General features: G+C 69.5%; 16 protein-coding genes. 7 read left to right on the forward strand and 9 right to left on the reverse strand.

Annotated features, from left to right (window positions below):
• The first annotated feature begins 128 nt into the window (after nt 1-128).
• Together LK06_RS03295 and LK06_RS03300 are read left to right on the forward strand one after the other, a co-directional pair.
• Nucleotides 129-731, forward strand: coding sequence for a pyridoxamine 5'-phosphate oxidase family protein (locus LK06_RS03295; protein WP_043435873.1), 603 nt, complete (start codon nt 129-131; stop codon nt 729-731).
• A 361-nt stretch (nt 732-1,092) separates the two neighbouring features.
• Nucleotides 1,093-1,599, forward strand: a complete 507-nt coding sequence (locus tag LK06_RS03300) for a Rieske (2Fe-2S) protein (protein WP_039654145.1) — start codon at nt 1,093-1,095, stop codon at nt 1,597-1,599.
• Between the two features lie 6 nt (nt 1,600-1,605).
• Here the strand turns inward: LK06_RS03300 and LK06_RS03305 are convergent, their stop codons facing one another.
• Nucleotides 1,606-2,250 carry a cysteine hydrolase family protein gene (locus LK06_RS03305; protein WP_039654199.1) on the reverse strand — a complete coding sequence of 215 codons (645 nt, stop codon included), beginning with the start codon at nt 2,248-2,250 and terminating at the stop codon, nt 1,606-1,608.
• 152 nt (nt 2,251-2,402) lie between these two features.
• On the opposite strand from LK06_RS03305, the gene LK06_RS03310 reads away from it, so the two are divergent.
• Nucleotides 2,403-2,873, forward strand: a complete 471-nt coding sequence (locus LK06_RS03310; RefSeq protein ID WP_039654146.1) for a pyridoxamine 5'-phosphate oxidase family protein — start codon at nt 2,403-2,405, stop codon at nt 2,871-2,873.
• Between the two features lie 33 nt (nt 2,874-2,906).
• Here LK06_RS03310 and LK06_RS03315 read toward each other — a convergent pair whose 3' ends face one another.
• Nucleotides 2,907-3,809: a LysR family transcriptional regulator gene (locus LK06_RS03315; protein WP_039654147.1), complete on the reverse strand. Its 903-nt coding sequence runs from the start codon at nt 3,807-3,809 to the stop codon at nt 2,907-2,909.
• 74 nt (nt 3,810-3,883) lie between these two features.
• Here LK06_RS03315 and LK06_RS03320 point away from each other — a divergent pair, with 74 nt between their 5' ends.
• A complete protein-coding gene (locus LK06_RS03320; protein ID WP_174673801.1) occupies nt 3,884-4,846 on the forward strand; it encodes a DMT family transporter in 963 nt (320 codons plus the stop codon).
• Here the strand turns inward: LK06_RS03320 and LK06_RS03325 are convergent.
• On the reverse strand, nt 4,843-6,174 hold the full coding sequence (locus tag LK06_RS03325) for an aminotransferase class I/II-fold pyridoxal phosphate-dependent enzyme (RefSeq protein WP_071659340.1): 1,332 nt from the start codon (nt 6,172-6,174) through the stop codon (nt 4,843-4,845). The genes LK06_RS03320 and LK06_RS03325 overlap by 4 nt on opposite strands.
• A gap of 65 nt (nt 6,175-6,239) precedes the next feature.
• Here LK06_RS03325 and LK06_RS03330 point away from each other — a divergent pair, with 65 nt between their 5' ends.
• Entirely contained in the window at nt 6,240-6,935 is a 696-nt protein-coding gene (locus LK06_RS03330; RefSeq protein ID WP_039654150.1) for a pyridoxamine 5'-phosphate oxidase family protein, read from the forward strand.
• A gap of 10 nt (nt 6,936-6,945) precedes the next feature.
• Here LK06_RS03330 and LK06_RS03335 read toward each other — a convergent pair whose 3' ends face one another.
• From LK06_RS03335 to LK06_RS03345, 3 genes are all read right to left on the reverse strand, one after another.
• On the reverse strand, nt 6,946-7,890 hold the full coding sequence (locus LK06_RS03335) for a DMT family transporter (RefSeq protein WP_043435876.1): 945 nt from the start codon (nt 7,888-7,890) through the stop codon (nt 6,946-6,948).
• A gap of 190 nt (nt 7,891-8,080) precedes the next feature.
• Nucleotides 8,081-9,085 carry an EamA family transporter gene (locus LK06_RS03340; protein WP_039654152.1) on the reverse strand — a complete coding sequence of 335 codons (1,005 nt, stop codon included), beginning with the start codon at nt 9,083-9,085 and terminating at the stop codon, nt 8,081-8,083.
• Nucleotides 9,086-9,154: 69 nt separating this feature from the next.
• Nucleotides 9,155-9,736, reverse strand: a complete 582-nt coding sequence (locus tag LK06_RS03345) for a Clp protease N-terminal domain-containing protein (protein ID WP_167747934.1) — start codon at nt 9,734-9,736, stop codon at nt 9,155-9,157.
• A 363-nt stretch (nt 9,737-10,099) separates the two neighbouring features.
• Here LK06_RS03345 and LK06_RS03355 point away from each other — a divergent pair, with 363 nt between their 5' ends.
• The gene (locus LK06_RS03355) at nt 10,100-10,528 is read left to right on the forward strand and encodes a type II toxin-antitoxin system Rv0910 family toxin (RefSeq protein WP_039654154.1); all 429 of its coding nucleotides are present in this window, start codon (nt 10,100-10,102) and stop codon (nt 10,526-10,528) included.
• A gap of 227 nt (nt 10,529-10,755) precedes the next feature.
• On the opposite strand, the gene LK06_RS03360 is transcribed toward LK06_RS03355, so the two are convergent.
• A complete protein-coding gene (locus LK06_RS03360) occupies nt 10,756-11,373 on the reverse strand; it encodes a PadR family transcriptional regulator (RefSeq protein ID WP_078859137.1) in 618 nt (205 codons plus the stop codon).
• Nucleotides 11,374-11,741: 368 nt separating this feature from the next.
• On the opposite strand from LK06_RS03360, the gene LK06_RS03365 reads away from it, so the two are divergent.
• On the forward strand, nt 11,742-12,176 hold the full coding sequence (locus LK06_RS03365) for a GNAT family N-acetyltransferase (protein WP_043435878.1): 435 nt from the start codon (nt 11,742-11,744) through the stop codon (nt 12,174-12,176).
• Between the two features lie 1,065 nt (nt 12,177-13,241).
• Here LK06_RS03365 and LK06_RS03370 read toward each other — a convergent pair.
• Both LK06_RS03370 and LK06_RS03375 read right to left on the reverse strand, forming a co-directional pair.
• Nucleotides 13,242-14,261 (reverse strand): TniB family NTP-binding protein, encoded by a 1,020-nt coding sequence (locus tag LK06_RS03370; RefSeq protein ID WP_043435881.1) that lies wholly within the window; start codon nt 14,259-14,261, stop codon nt 13,242-13,244.
• Complete coding sequence (locus tag LK06_RS03375) at nt 14,258-14,773, reverse strand: hypothetical protein (RefSeq protein WP_043435884.1); 516 nt, start codon at nt 14,771-14,773, stop codon at nt 14,258-14,260. Before LK06_RS03375 ends, LK06_RS03370 begins: the two co-directional genes overlap by 4 nt.
• Nucleotides 14,774-14,820 lie beyond the last annotated feature (47 nt).

Consider the following 14,820-nt stretch of genomic DNA (forward strand, 5'->3'; position numbering starts at 1 on the left):
GCAATCGTCAAGACCTGCGGATCAGGTGCGAAGCGCCGCTCATGCGGTCTGGTTGATCGTGTTCCGGGCTGGCGGTGGTCGATCCCCCTGGCGTGTGATACCTGTCTTCTGTCGGGTCGAAGGGACCATTGTCCTGCCATAATCGGCATAAGGGAAAGATCTACGAGCGGACAGACGACAGACTGCGTTCCTTCATCGAGACGCAGCACATCTTCTTCACCGCAACGGCGCCACTGGATGGCAGCGGTATCGTCAATGTTTCTCCCAAGGGCTTGAACGGCTCGTTCGCCGTGCTTGACGAACTCACCGTGGCTTACCTTGACTTCGCCGGCAGCAAGGCTGAAACGATCGCCCATCTGCGCGAGAACGGCCGTATCACCCTGATGCGGTGCGCCTTCGACGGTCCGCCCAACATCGTGCGCGTGCATGGCCGCGGAGAGCCGGTCTTCCACCACGATGCGCGTTGGGCGGAGCTGATGGGGTACTTCCCGGACATCGACGCGACCCTGCACGGCCTACGCGCGATCATTGTCATGACCGCTGAGAAGATCCGCGACGCTTGCGGGTACGCGGTCCCGTTCATGGCCTATGACGAGGACCGCCCCGCTGCACGCGTCGCGCGCGAGTCCGATGAGCCGCTCGACGTTTACTTCCAGAATAAGGAGTACATCGCAACCAGTATGGACGGCCTGCCGGGGTTGCCGCTGCCGTTGCCACCGCTTCCGCACTGAGTAGGCCAGCCGCTGAGGCGGACCTCACGGTGGATCTGTTCGGGGGAAGTCATGCCACCAGAGTCTCCTCCCGTCCGGACCCGTACGGGTTTCCGTGTTCCGCATCGTGCAGCTACGTCCGGCTAAGGTGCTCCCTTCCCGATGGAGGCCTGCCACGCTGTAGCGGGTGGCAGCGGCATCCTTGAGCACCACCTCAGGCTGCCGGCGTGCGGCGGTACCCCGCTCCCAGCCGGCCGGCAGCCGGGCTCGCGGCCTCGGTACCGCCAGAGGCAAAGGATCTGGGTGCCCGCCTGAACGGCCACCGTCCCCTGGACGTACCCCATGGCGGATCACGACACGTTCCGCGAAAGGAAACCCCCACATGACCTGCGCATCGCCCCAACCCGCGGCGGGACCGGCCCGCCGTACCGTCATGGCGGCAGCCGGAGCGGCGGGGCTCGCCGCCGCACTGACCGCCTGCGGTTCAAGCGACGCCTCCTCCAACGCCATGGACTCCGGATCCGCTCCCTCCGGCACGACAGGTTCCGCGGGAACTACCGGGGCCAAGGGTTCCGCGCAGGACGGCGGTTCCCCGGCCGGGGGCACCACACTCGCCAAGACCTCGGACATCCCCGAAGGCGGCGGCAAGATATTCAAGGACCAGGGCGTCGTTGTCACACAGCCGTCGGCAGGCACGTACAAGGCTTTCTCGTCCAAGTGCACCCACCAGGGATGCGCGGTGAGCAGTGTGGCGAACGGCGTGATCGTCTGCCCGTGCCACAACAGCCACTTCTCCGCCGAGGACGGCAGCGTGCGACAGGGGCCGGCGACCCGGGCGTTGCCCGCGGCGAAGATCACCGTCTCCGGGGACGACATCAAGCTCGCCTGATCCGCTTCACCTCCGCTCGCGCGGCCGTTTGAGGCAGCCGAGCACCTCGTCACTGGTCGTGACCGTGGCGACCAGCGCCAGCGTGTTGCGGATCATCGCATGCGTGTAGGCGGCAGGCACCCCCGCGACGGCGTCGGCCGGGACGACGGTGGCATAGCCGAGGTTGACGGCGTCGAACACCGCGTTGGGCACGGCCACGTTGGCTGAGACGCCGGTGACGACGAGTGTCCGGCAGCCGAGGTTGCGCAGCAGGGCATCGACCTCGGTCCCGTGGATCGGGGAAAGACCATGCAACCGCCGTACGATCAGGTCCTCATCCGTGACCTCGATCGGATGCGCGACCCGGACCGCGGTACTGCCGACCAGTTGCTGCACGGGGAGTCGCTCGGTGGCCTGGAACAGCCGGGCGTTGCGGCTTGCGGCCCGGCCGTCCGGGCGGCGCTCGGCGATGGCGTGCATCACCTGCACACCGGTCTCGTGGGCGGCGGCGACCAGCCGGGCGATGTTGTGCAGGGCGCCGGAGGCCCGGACCTCCCGGGCGAGTTCGGGTAGGGCGCTTTCCGGCCCGACGACCCCCTGCTGACATTCGACGGTCAGCAGGACGGTGCTCGCGGGGTCGAGGAGTCCGCCGAGTTGCTCGTGCGACGACATCACGCGCCTTTCGCCGAGGTCCGGGGCGGGTGAGGGTAGCCGCATCCGCGCGCAGACGGAAGCGTGCGCTGTTCCTTTCGGTGACGTGATGTCAGAGGATCACCGACACAGGGAAGTTCCTCTGGCACGACGTGGGAGAAGAGGGGGCCCGCATGACCGTCACTCAGCAGCGCCGGGGTCGGAAGATCATGATGACGCCGGGAGAGCTGGACGAGTTCCTCACCGCCCAGCGCACCTGCCGGGTCGCTACCGTTTCGGCCGACGGCACACCGCATGTGAGCGCGCTGTGGTTCGCCTGGGACGGCACCTCGCTGTGGCTGTACTCGGTGGTGCGCAGTAGGCGTTGGGCGCAGTTGCGCCGCGATCCGCGGGTCGCGGTGGTGGTCGACTCGGGGGAGGAGTACGACCAGTTGCGCGGGGTCGAGCTGTCCGGCCGGGTGGAGTTCGTGGGCGAGGTGCCGCGTACCGGGGAATTGTGCGCCGAACTCGACACGGCCGAAACGCTGTTCGCGCGCAAGAACTTCGGCGTGGACGAGATGCCGCACGACGGCCGGCATGCCTGGGCGCGACTGTCCCCGGAGAAGATCGTCTCCTGGGACTTCCGGAAACTGGGCGGAGTGTAGGAACCGGCTGGGGTCCGCTCCGTCGTACCGGACTCAGCCGAGTTCTTGCGCCGCCATCCACAGGGCCCCGACCGCTGCGCGGATCGAGGGTCTGCGGTCGGCGTCCGCACGCCAGACCACGTAGACATGGCGGCGCACGTGCTGCCGGAGCGGCACCAGGACCACGCCCCCGGGCATGGGGTGACGACCCAGCAGCGGTGCGATGCACACACCCAACCCGGCTGCAACGAGTCCGAGTTGGGTGTGGCTCTCACTGGCTCGATGGCCGACGATCGGTTCGACGCCCTTGGACCGCAGAGTGAACACCAACCACTCGTGGCAGAACTCGCCCTCCCCCCAGGTGATCCACTCGTCCTCGGCGAACTCGGTGAGGTCCACCTCGTCCCGGTCGGCGAGCCGGTGCCCCACTGGCATGGCGACGTCAGCCGGGTCGTCCAACAGGGGCGCCTTGACCAGGCCGTCGGGCAGGGGCATCGGCTTGTTGTACCAGTCCAGGACCACCGCCAGGTCGAGGTCGCCACGGACGACACCGGCGATGCACCGCTCCGGCTCCAGTTCACTGGAGCGCACGCGCAGCCCCGGATGGGCGGAACGCAGGGCACCCAGTGCGGCCGGAAAGAGCCCCCGCGCGGCGGTCGGGAACGCCGCCAGCCTGAGCTCACCGGCGACCTGGCCGCGGTGCGCCTCCAGGTCGGACTCGGCGAGCTCGACCTGCGAGAGGATGCGCGCAGCGTGCTCCGACAACAGCCGGCCTGCGTCCGTGAGCCGCACTCCCCTGCCGTTCTTTGCGAGGAGCTGCTGACCGACCTCGCGTTCCAGCTTGCCCAGTTGCTGAGAGACGGCGGACGTGGTGACGTGCAGCGCGTCGGCGGCCGCGCTGACCGAGCCGTGGCGGGCGAGGGCGTCCAGGGTGCGCAGGCGCTCGAGGTTCAACATGTAAGAGATTCTAAGAGGTATCAGGTGTTAACTCTCGATTGTGCTACGAGATCCCCTCGTTCATCGTTGAGGTCATGAGCACGGTTACCGCGCCCCGGACCCGCACCCCCGCCCCCGCCCGTCCCCGGGTGCGCCTCGACTGGCGGCTCCGCTTCGGTGCACTGTCGCTGATCTGGGGCTTCAGTTTCCTGTTGATCAAGGTGGGCACGGAACGGTACGCACCGTTCCAGGTCACCCTGGGACGACTCGTGTGCGGTACGGCAGTGCTGATGGCGGCGCTGGCCGTCAAACGGCAGCGGCTACCGCGCGGGGCCCGCCTGTGGGGCCGCATGGCGATCGCCGCGTTCTTCCTGAACGCGCTGCCGTTCTCCCTCTTCGCCTACTCGGAGCTCACGATCCCGTCCGCACTGGCCGGCATCTGCAACGCGACATCTCCGTTGTGGGGCATGGCCCTGTCCCTGGTCGCATTGTCGGAGGACCGGCCGACCCGGGTTCGCGTCGCGGGCCTCGGCCTGGGTTTCCTGGGCGTGCTCACCGTACTGGGCGCCTGGCAGGGCTTCCACGGCATCGACACCACGGGTACGGCGCTGGCGTTGCTCGCCTCACTGAGCTATCCGGTCGGATGGATCTACGTCCGACGGACGCTGGCCGGGACCGGATACTCACATCTGTCCATGACGGGTGGACAACTACTTCTGGCCACAGTGCAACTGGCCCTGGTGACACCGCTGTTCACTGGCCCCCCGGACCGTTTCACACTCGGCCCGCTGCTGGCCGTCGCCGCACTGGGCGTCCTGGGGACGGGGCTGGCCGTACTGGTTCAGTACGGGCTGGTCGCCGAGGTCGGGCCGACCACTGCGCAGATGGTCACGTACTTCATTCCGGTCATCGCCACGGCAGCCGGGGTGGCGATCCTCGGGGAGCCGCTGCGGTGGACGACACCGGTGGGAGCCCTGGTCATCCTTGCGGGGGCCGCGCTGACACAGGCGGGCCGGAAGGGCGCCCGGCAGGTCGGGGCCTTCCGACGGCGCGCCTAACCGTAGGCGCGGGCCGGGGACGGCCGCACGGCCGCCGCCACCGCCTCCGCCAGGGGACCGGTGTCGGCCTCGCCCAGCGTCGACACCGTGATGCGGATGGCCGGCGGGCTGTTCAGCCGATACCGGGCCCCCGGGGCAACCGCCCAGCCGGACTGCAGGAGCCGGGCCACCGCGCCCGTCTCGTCCGAGACCGGCACCCAGACGTTCATCCCGCTGCGGCCGTGGGCGACGATCCCCCGTTCCGCCAGCGCATCGACCAGCGCTTCCCTGCGCGCCCGGTACGCCTGCGCCACCGCTGCCCGGTCCACTGCGCCATCCGTCCACAGCCGGACCACGGCCCGCTGCAGCAGCAGGCTCACCCAACCAGGGCCCAGATTCTGGCGGCCCCGCACCCGGTCGACGGTGATGTGGTCGCCGGTGAGAACGGCGAGCCGCAGGTCGGGGCCGTAGGCCTTGGCGACGGAGCGAACGAAGGCCCAGTTGCGGGTGGCGCCCGCGAGCACGTGCAGCGGCAGGTCCACGATGCCGTGACCGTGGTCGTCCTCGATCAGCAAGGTGTCCGGATGGTCGCGCAGCACGGCGCGCAGGGCACGGGCCCGAGCGGCGGTCACCGATGCGCCGGTCGGGTTCTGCGCGCGGCTGGTGACGATCAGCGCGCGGGCGCCGGAGTCCAGGGCGTGACGCAGATCGTCGGCGCGGGGGCCGTCATCGTCCATGCCGACGGGGATCGTGCGCATCCCCAGGGCGGGGACGAGGTCGAGGGCCCTCCCCCAGCCGGGGTCCTCGACCGCTACCGCGTCACCGGTTCTGAGGTGTGCGAGGAGGACGCGTTCGATGGCGTCGAGGGAGCCGGATACCACGGCGAGCGGCCCGGCGGGGACACCCTCGGCGTCGAGTTCGGCCCGGGCGATGCGGGCCAGGTCCGCGTCGACGGGATCGTCGCCGTAGAGGACGGGGTGCCGGTCCCCCCGTTCGGCCGCCACGGCGAAGGCCGGGGCCAGGCGGGGCAGCAGAGCCGGGTCCGGGTTGCCGGCCGCCAGATCACACCCCCCGGCCGGAACCTCCACGCGCAGTTCCTCGCGTGCGGTGGTGGCCGGTCTGGGACGGATGCGGCTGCCCCGACGGCCCGCCGTCTCGATCACCCCGCGTTCCCGCAGCGTGCGGTAAGCAGCCGCGACGGTGTTCGGGTTCACCCCCAGCTGGGCCGCCAACTCCCTCATGGCCGGCAGGTGTTGCCCCGGCCGCAGCTCCCCTGCACCCACTGCACGCTCGATGTCGGCCGCGATCCCGGCTGCACCACGCCCTTGAATCCGATACTCTTCTAGCACAAACACAATTATGCACTAGTGCAATAGATTTCACCAGGGCATCACCACGGCTGGAGGGGACCGACATGGAGGGAACCGTCGTACCGGATGCGACAGCGGGGCAGCGGGGCGTCGCCTACACGCCAACCGACCGCACCGTGCCCACGCGCTCCGCCGACCGGGCGTCATACGACAAGGAACTCGTGCACGCAGTACTGGACGAGGGGTACGTCTGCCACCTCGGCTTCGTCCGCGACGGCGCCCCCGTGGTGCTGCCCACGCTCTACGGCCGGATCGGCGAGCGGCTCTACGTCCACGGGTCCACCGGTTCCCGCCCGTTGCGGATGACCGGCGAGGCCGATCCGGGCCTGCCGGTGTGCCTGACGGTCACCCACGTCGACGGGCTGGTGCTGGCCCGCTCTGCGTTCCACCACTCGATCAACTACCGCTCGGTCGTGGTGCATGGCGTCGCACACGAGGTCACCGACCCCGAGGAGCGGCGACTGGCCCTGGACACGCTGGTGGACCACGTCGTACCGGGCCGGGCCGCCGACTCCCGGCCCGCGAACAAGAAGGAACTGGCCGCCACCGCAGTGATCCGCCTGGACCTGGAGGAGGTCTCGGCCAAGGTCCGCACCGGCGGCGCCAACGACGACTCCGCGGACCTTCCCCTGCCGTACTGGGCCGGGGTGATCCCGCTGCGGCGGGGTTACGACAAGCCCGTGCCCAATACCGACCTGACGCCCGGCATCGGACTGCCGGACTACCTGGCGGTGCGGTAGGACAGGCCGGTCACCCCGGACCCGGCTTCGTCCGCCCGGCAGTACGACCCTCACTCGCTGCGAGACCCGCGACCGCGCCGAGCATCAGCAGGGTGCCGATCACGGTGGCCGCGGTAAGCCGCTCCCCGAGCAGAGCGACGGCGAGCACGGCCGCGGTCACTGGCTCCAGCAGCATGATCATGGAGACGGTGGCGGACCGTATGACGGCGGCGCCCGCGAAGAAGAGGGCATAGGCGAGGGCGGTGGGCACGGCGGCGACGTACAGCACCAGCCACAGCAGCCGAGCCGGGTGAGGGGTGTGCGGGAGCAGACCCTCGTGCAGTGCGAACGGCAGCAGGCACAGGCCGGTCACGGCGAAGGCTCTCACGGTGGTGTCGGAGGCGTCAGCGCTCCCGTCTCGGCCCCACCAACGGGTGAGCAGGGTCATGGTGCCGTAGCCCGCTGCCGACAGGAGCGCCAGGAGCACACCCACCGGACGGACGGCCGCGGCCGACCCTCCGCAGGTCAGCACGGCCAGCCCGGCGAGCGCTCCGGCGACCGCCAGGGCGCCGCCGACGCCGAGCCGCTCGCCGAGCAGCAGCCGGGCCCCGAGCGCGATGAGCACGGGACCGGCGCCGAGCGTGACGACCGTGGCTACGGCAAGCCCGGTCGACTCCACGGCCGCGAAGTAGGCGGTCTGGAACACGGCGAGACCGAGCCCCGTGGCCACCGCCCGTCCCGCCCCGCGATGCCGGGACCGGTGTGCGGACGAGTGGGCGTGCGGACGTAGGAGGCGACAAGCCAGCAACAGGGCCAGCCCCAGCGCACAGCGCCAGAAGGACAGACCGAAGGCCCCCATGTCGCTGGTCCGGTAGACCAGCGAGGCGGCGGCGCCGGCGGTGCCCCAGGCGGCACCGGTGATGATCAGGTAGAGCAGGCCCCGCCCGACGGGCAGGCCAACCGTGGTTTTCGGCAAGGGAATCTCTCCGCAGAAGCGCACTCGGGGTGCGGAAGTTCGAGGGCGACCCGCTTCGGCGGGGCGCGCGGACTTCGTCTGCGGGCAGCACCGTCCTGCCCGGCGCGGTGCGCCGAGCGAGTGTCCCGGGGGCCCGCCTCAGGCGGCCGGGGGCGGCAGGACGAGCGCGTTCGACGGCATGATCAGAACCCTATGTGGCGCTGCCGCGGGCGGACAACTGCGGTTCCGAGCCACCCGTGGCGACCGGTTCCGGGGGAACCCTGGCAGAGGTCGAGGACTGGGCAATGAACGCGCCGACCAAGACGACCGCGCCGCCGGCGACCTGCGGCGCGGACAGGTGCTCACCGAGCAGCACCCAGGCCAGCACGGTGGCGACCACCGCCTCAAGACAGGCAACGACCCCGGCAACCTGCGGAGACAGCCGTCGCACGGAAAGCACGCCGGTGACATACGCGACCGCTGTCGCAGCCAGTACGAGCCAGGCCAGCAAGGCGGCGGCCGGTACCGCGGTGCCCTCCAGATGCGCCGCGCCGGCCAGCACCGACCAGTCCAGGCGCCAGGGCCGGACGACGGCCGTCAGCACGGCCGCCCCGACGAGCAGTCCGTAGGCGATGACACCGAGCGGGTCAGGGGCTGCGTCCCCCGCGTCACCGCCCTGGTCGGACAGGACGAAGTAGCCGACCTGGCAGCAGGCCGCACCCAGCGCGCACAGCAGGCCCAGCGCGTCGAAGCTCAGCCCCGACCAGATCTCCACGACGCAAGCGAGGCCACTCACGGCGAGCACGACGCCGAGCGCGGCGGCGCGGGTCACGGGCCTGCGCTGCACAAACCGCACCCAGCCGAGCACCAAGGCGGGAGCCAGGTACTCGATGAGCAGTGCCACGCCCACCGGGATGCGGGAGAGCGCGGCGAAGTAGCAGGCTTGCACACCTGCGACGGCGAGCAGCCCGAACCCGACGACCAGAACGGGGCGGCGCCGCGGCAGGGCGCGGTGCCGTACGGCGAACGGCAGCATGACCACGGCGGCACCCGCCACCCGGAGCCACACCACGTGGAGCGGGTCCAGCCCCGCCTCGATCAACGGCTTGGCGGCGACTCCGGACCCGCCGAAGGCCAGTGCCGAGGCGAGTGCCAGACCGAGTCCGGCGCCTCTGCCGGGGCTGCCCTGACTGCTCTCAGACATATGCACCGGCACATGATGACAGGCGACGACAGGAGCGTCATCCGCCGTCGGACCTGTCTCAGCTGATGGACGACCCGCGCATCAGCAGGCCGCCTCGCCGTCATCGGTGCCCTCCCGGGCCATGGCCTCCACCCGGGCGCACAGATCGGGCACGCGGACCCCGGCACGCCCGAGGACCTCGACGGCCCGGGACTGCGGGTCGGCGAGGAGCGCGGCGAGCAGGTCGGTGCCAGTGGCACGAGGCCCGCCGCGCCTGCGGGTCCGCCCGCAGGCGTCCGACAGGGCGGCGGCTGCGGCCGGGGACCACCTCCCGGTGTCTGGCCCTCCACCGGTCCGGATGGCGAGAGCGGGCCCGACAGCGATCGCCCCGGAGTCCTCCACGCTTGCCTGCCAGCGCAGTCCGTAGCCGATGCTGCGCTGCACGAGGTAGCCCAAAAGCCGGGCGAGCCGCGGTGGCCCACCGACAGCAGCGCGGACCTCGGGGTCGCACTCGAGAAGGGAGTGAAGCAGATGGGCGGTGTCGACCTGCCGGTCGCCGTCCCGGAGAGCCCTCCGCCGGGCACCGACCACCGCCGCTGCCAGCTCGGCGCCGAACACGGCATCGTCGTCCCGGTACGGAACCACTTCACGGCGGGCGGTCCATCGGGCGGCACGGGGTTGCACACCCCCACCCCATCAGGCACAACGGGCCGAGTCATCCACGAACGGAACTATTCTCGCGTCCCACGCGGAGTGGACACCGCCGATCCGGATCTCATCCTTGCGGAGGAGATCCGGATCCAGGTGCTCCAACGCCGGGTGCGCGGCGTCCTGCAGCGCACATCCCGAGCACAGCCCCCGCGCACCGGCACGGGTCGGGCTCGAAGCGGCGATCGCACGGCGCTCGGTCCACCTCCGTCCGTCCCGCCGCAGCCCCTTCCGCATTCCCCGAGTCCCTGACGGTTCATCAGTATTGAATGTTCGCGCCCCTGCGGCTACGTTCCGCGACACCGTAGCCCAATACGCCCGACCCAAAGAGGTGACCGCATGGCCGAAGTAAGTGCGGAGGCACGCATCCAGGCGCCGGCCGAGAGGGTGTGGGCCCAGCTCACCGACTGGACTTCGTACCGGGAGTGGAACACGACCCACACCGGTTTCCCCCAGGGCGGTCCAGAAAACCTGGCTGCGGGCGGCACGTTCCGGGAGAACATGAAACTGATGGGCTTTCCCGCGGAGGTCGACTGGACCGTCGAGGAACTGGAACCGGCCCGGGTTCTCGCGATCCGGGGCAAGGGCCCCATGGCGGTGACCGTGGCCACCCGCTACACACTCACCCCTGACGGCGACGCCACCACCGTCCGCATCGACGGCGAGTTCACGGGTGCCGCGGTGTCGCTGATGGCGGGCAAACTCAAGGACTCGGCCACAGCTGCCCTGCACGAGTCGCTGCGCAGACTCTCCGGCCTGGTGGCCTGAGCACCAGCAGGCGACGGCACCCCTAAGGGACATCGGCACCGATGCCGATGCTGCCGGTTGCTCCGGGGGTCGTGTGACCGCGCCACCATGACCCGGCCCGTCCTCGCCGCCAGGCCCCGGCGCCCACGCAGCGCCCACGCGTTTCGGCCCGTTCCGGGCGCCGGAACTCCCGGAACCCGCCGAGGCCGCCGGATACAGCACGGGCAGCCCGGGACCCCTCTCAGATCTCAGTGTTCGTCGGCGAGGATGAGGTACAGCTTCTTGCGGGCGTCGTTGATGACGGACAGCGCCTTCTCACGCTGCTCCTTGCTACCGGTCTTCCAGACCTGGCCGAAGGCTTCCATCAGACCGAAACCCGCCTGGCGGATCTCACCTAGCGCCTCCCAGTCGACCCCGCGCGAAGCCTCCTCCCAAGGGGCATCCGGGCCTTCGTCGGCCGCACCACGCCCACTCTTGGTGAGCGAGAACAGCTTCTTGCCACCCTCACTCTCACTGACGATCAAGCCCTCGTCCTCCAGCAGCTGCAACGTGGGGTAGACCGAGCCGGGGCTGGGCTTCCAGGCTCCGCCGCTGCGTTCGGCGATCTCCTGGATCATCTCGTAGCCATGCATGGGTCGGTCTTTGAGCAGGGCCAGGATCGAGGCACGCACGTCACCGCGCCGCGCCCGCCCCCTCGGCCCACCCCGCCCCCGCGGCCCCCACGGACCTGGTCCGAAGCCGGGACCGAACCCCGGCCCGCCCGGCCCGAAGGGTCCGAAGGCCGCGCGCCGGCCGTCGAATCCGCCCGGACCCCGCCGACCAGGGCCCTCGTGCTGGTGTCCACGCTCGAATCCATGGGCACGCATCCCAATCACTCCATTCCATCGCTGATCTGCCACGTCTGCATCACGTATCGTTCGTGATGGCTCGACGATATATCGGAACGGGTCGCGTGGCAAGTGGAATCGATCATCTACTAGTGACCTGTGCCAGTGATCGCTGATCAGTTGCCACCAACGGCTGATCAAGGACCTTCTGCGTCAATGAAGGGTGATCACTTGCCTGTTTGTGTCAGTGAAGGATGACCGCTGATGGTAGATGCCCCTCCGTCGAGCTGGTCCATCTGCCTCATTCAGATGATCTGGTCCGCTTCGCTCGTCGTCTCAGGTCATCCGGTCCGAGACGGTCGCCGCTTGCTGATCGGCAGCTCCCAGGAGCCGATAGGTTCCAGAGCATGAGTGTTGAGACTGAGGTCGTTCATGAGGCGACTGATGAAGTGGTGGAGGCGTTCGCTCGTCTCCTCCCGCAGCTGTCGTCCAAGGCCAAGCCCTTGGACCATGAAGCAGTGGGGAGATTGACGGGTGCCAGTACCAACACGTTGCTGGTGGCCCGCGTCGACGGCGTGATCGTCGGAACGTTGACGCTGGTGATGTCGCCCTTGCCGTCCGGCCTGCGGGCTCACATCGAGGACGTGGTGGTCGATGCCGCCGCCCGTGGCCACGGGGTCGGCAAGGTCCTGATCGACAAAGCCCTTGGACTGGCGGCGGATGCAGGCGCTCGAACCGTCGACCTCACATCGCGCCCGTCGCGAGAGGCTGCGAACCGCCTGTATGAGCGGGCAGGTCTTCAGCGGAGAGATTCCACTGTCTATCGAGTCACCCTGGACTGATGCGCGGTGCCGGCCTCTGTTGAAGCCGAGCCGCCCTGCGTTGTCTGTATGCCTTCTGACGGCAGCGTTGGGAGCATGTCTTGCGCTGTGACCCGCCGCGTCCGTCGGACAGCAGGCCCGAACAGACTGGGCAGGGCAGGGCTCCGGGGGACGCCTTGCGGGTCGGGGCGAGAGCGTCAGCCCTCGCCCCGACCGTGTCGGGTGAAGCTGCAGGTTTGGACGGTGAGATCTGCTTCGGACTCGTTGGTGCTGCCGGCTGAGCGTGATGCGCTTCGGATGGATTGGTGCGCCACCGGTGAGCCTGCTGGCGGCATCGGGCTGAGCACGTGCGGCATCGTGACTGTCCGGACCCAGGAGGCAGCGGCAGCTCGCAGACTTCGCATGTCCCTGGGGGTGTCGGTTCGCGGGGTGAGGCCAGCGGGCGAGCCGGAAGCGGCGGTGTTGTTCGCCAGCGGTATGCCGCTTGACGGCACCGTTGAGAACACGTGCGACGCCCGCTCTTGGCAGCGCTCGGTGGCAGAGGGACTTCGCAGATCAGACAGGCCGATGATGAGTCGGCCTGTGGTCCGCAAGGTGCTTCGGGTTGCGGCGTGCGCCGCTGTTGCCGTTCGAGGTAGGCGGCTCGTCGACAGGCCGACGAGCAGAGAGGGCGACGCTGTCCGATGCGCATGACCATGACCTTTCGGCAGATCCGGCAGCGTTCCCGGCGCCACTGGCTGGCGGGGTGACGCTTGCGGTATCTCTTCTGCCGGCAGGCTCGCGAACAGGTCAGCGGCTTGACCCCGAAGCTCGCTTTGGCCTGTATGGAGGCCCCGCATTCCTCGCAGTTGACCGTGTTCAGGATCCGCCGGAGCTCGGCCGGGTCGCGGCCAGCGGCGGCAGCAACGCGGGGCCAGGCCGGACTGCCCCGGTGCATGGGCGGTTCAGCGAGGTACTTCCGCAGGTAGGCGGGAGGAAGGCAGTTCGCCCTGGCGAGACGGGTGATGAACGAGGCGACTCCTTCTCCCTGTCGTGGACGAACCTTGAACGGAAGGCGGGCGATCTCGGTGTCCGGGGCCGACGACGTCATCCGTCGGTGCCGGGCTGCTTGCGGCGGGAGGCGATGTCGAGGTCGACGGCCAGCAGTCCCGCTTTGTTGATCTTTTCGGTGCCGGTGAGGATGGCGTCGACGGCGGCCCCGCGGAGCTGGTGGGACAGGGTGCCGATCATGCCGCCGGTGCGGGTGTGGAGGAACCGGTCCAGGCGGGTGAGGGTGCCGGGCTTGTGCTGGTGCAGTAGGAGGTTCGCCTCCAACTGGGCGACCAGGGCCTTCCATTCCGTGTTGTAGGGGAAGGGGTGGGTGTCCACTGCCGTGAACCGGGCGGCGATCTGGTCGCCGCGGGTTCCGGTCAGGAGGCTGCTGTCCTCGATGTCGATGCCCGCGTAGGCGAAGGTCGCCGGGATCCGCTCGGAGAAGTACTTGAGTGTGTCGGACGCGTCGGCTCCGGTGCGGGTCTGCAGCGAGATGTTGTGGATCTCGTCGACCAGGACGAGGCCGGTGCGGGCCTTCGTGCAGACACCGACCACGGCTTCGGTGAGGTCGGTGATGTTGGAGCTTCGCAGGACCGGGAGACCGAGGAACCGGGCGAACTCGGCGGCGATCATGCGGGGTGTCGCGGCGGGCGGGACGGTGATGTAGATGACCGGTATGCGCTCGTCCTGCCCGGCGTGCCGGCGACGGTCCTGGAGTTCGTGGGCCAGGCCGAGCTGAGTCAGAGCGATCGTCTTACCGGTGTTGGCCGGACCGGTGACGATCAAGCCGCGGCGTGCGCTGATGGCACCGCGGTTGAGGACGGTCAGGCGACGTCCGCAGGTGACGGTGCGGCGAACGGTGGAGGTGGCGACCACCTGGAGACGGGCATGGTGGTCGAGCCGGTCCTCGTCGTAGTCGTACTTCTCCTCTTTGCTCAGGGCGTCGTACTCGTTCTTCGTCAGCACGGTCATCGTGGTGCTGGTCGCCGACGCGACGAACTGCTGCCAGCCCGGCAGGACGGTCAGGTACTGGCCGAAGTCGTCGTGCGGGCCGCTGTCGGGCATCGTCGTCATGATCTCTTCCAGGGGTCCTCGAGCGGGTCGAAGAGCCCCAGCGGGATCACCTCGGCCATGGTTTCCTCGTCCTCCGCCGGCTCGTGCGGGGCGGGTTCGTCTTGCGTGCTCGGCGGGGGCGGTGTTGTCGCCGCAGTCGGCGTGGTGGCCTTGGTGCGGGCGGCGACGCGGCGGTCCTTCTTGGCCGTTGCGGATTTCCTGCTCTTCTTCGCCGCCGACCGGGCGGGGCCGGCGTGTGCGCGGGTGAGCAGGGCAGCGACGGCCTCGGCGAGTTCTTCCTCGGTGGCCTTGGGCAGTTGGTGGCTGACGTGGTCCCAGGCCAGGTCCCCGAAGGGGACCGGAGCCCGCCTCAGGTACTTCCAGGTCGCCTGGTGTCGGCGTACACGTGAACGTGCCCAGTCACGTACGGATGAACGTGCCCACTTCCTGACGTACCGAGGATTGATCGTGGGCAGTCTGCTGCCAGCCTGTGAAGGGTGGCGGAGGGCGGCTGACCGTGGTCTTGGACCCACAACGATGGATGGAGCTTCGACGCTTCCGCGGGCTTTTCGAGTCCGGG

The sequence above is a fragment of the Streptomyces pluripotens genome (assembly GCF_000802245.2).
Lineage (GTDB): Bacteria > Actinomycetota > Actinomycetes > Streptomycetales > Streptomycetaceae > Streptomyces > Streptomyces pluripotens.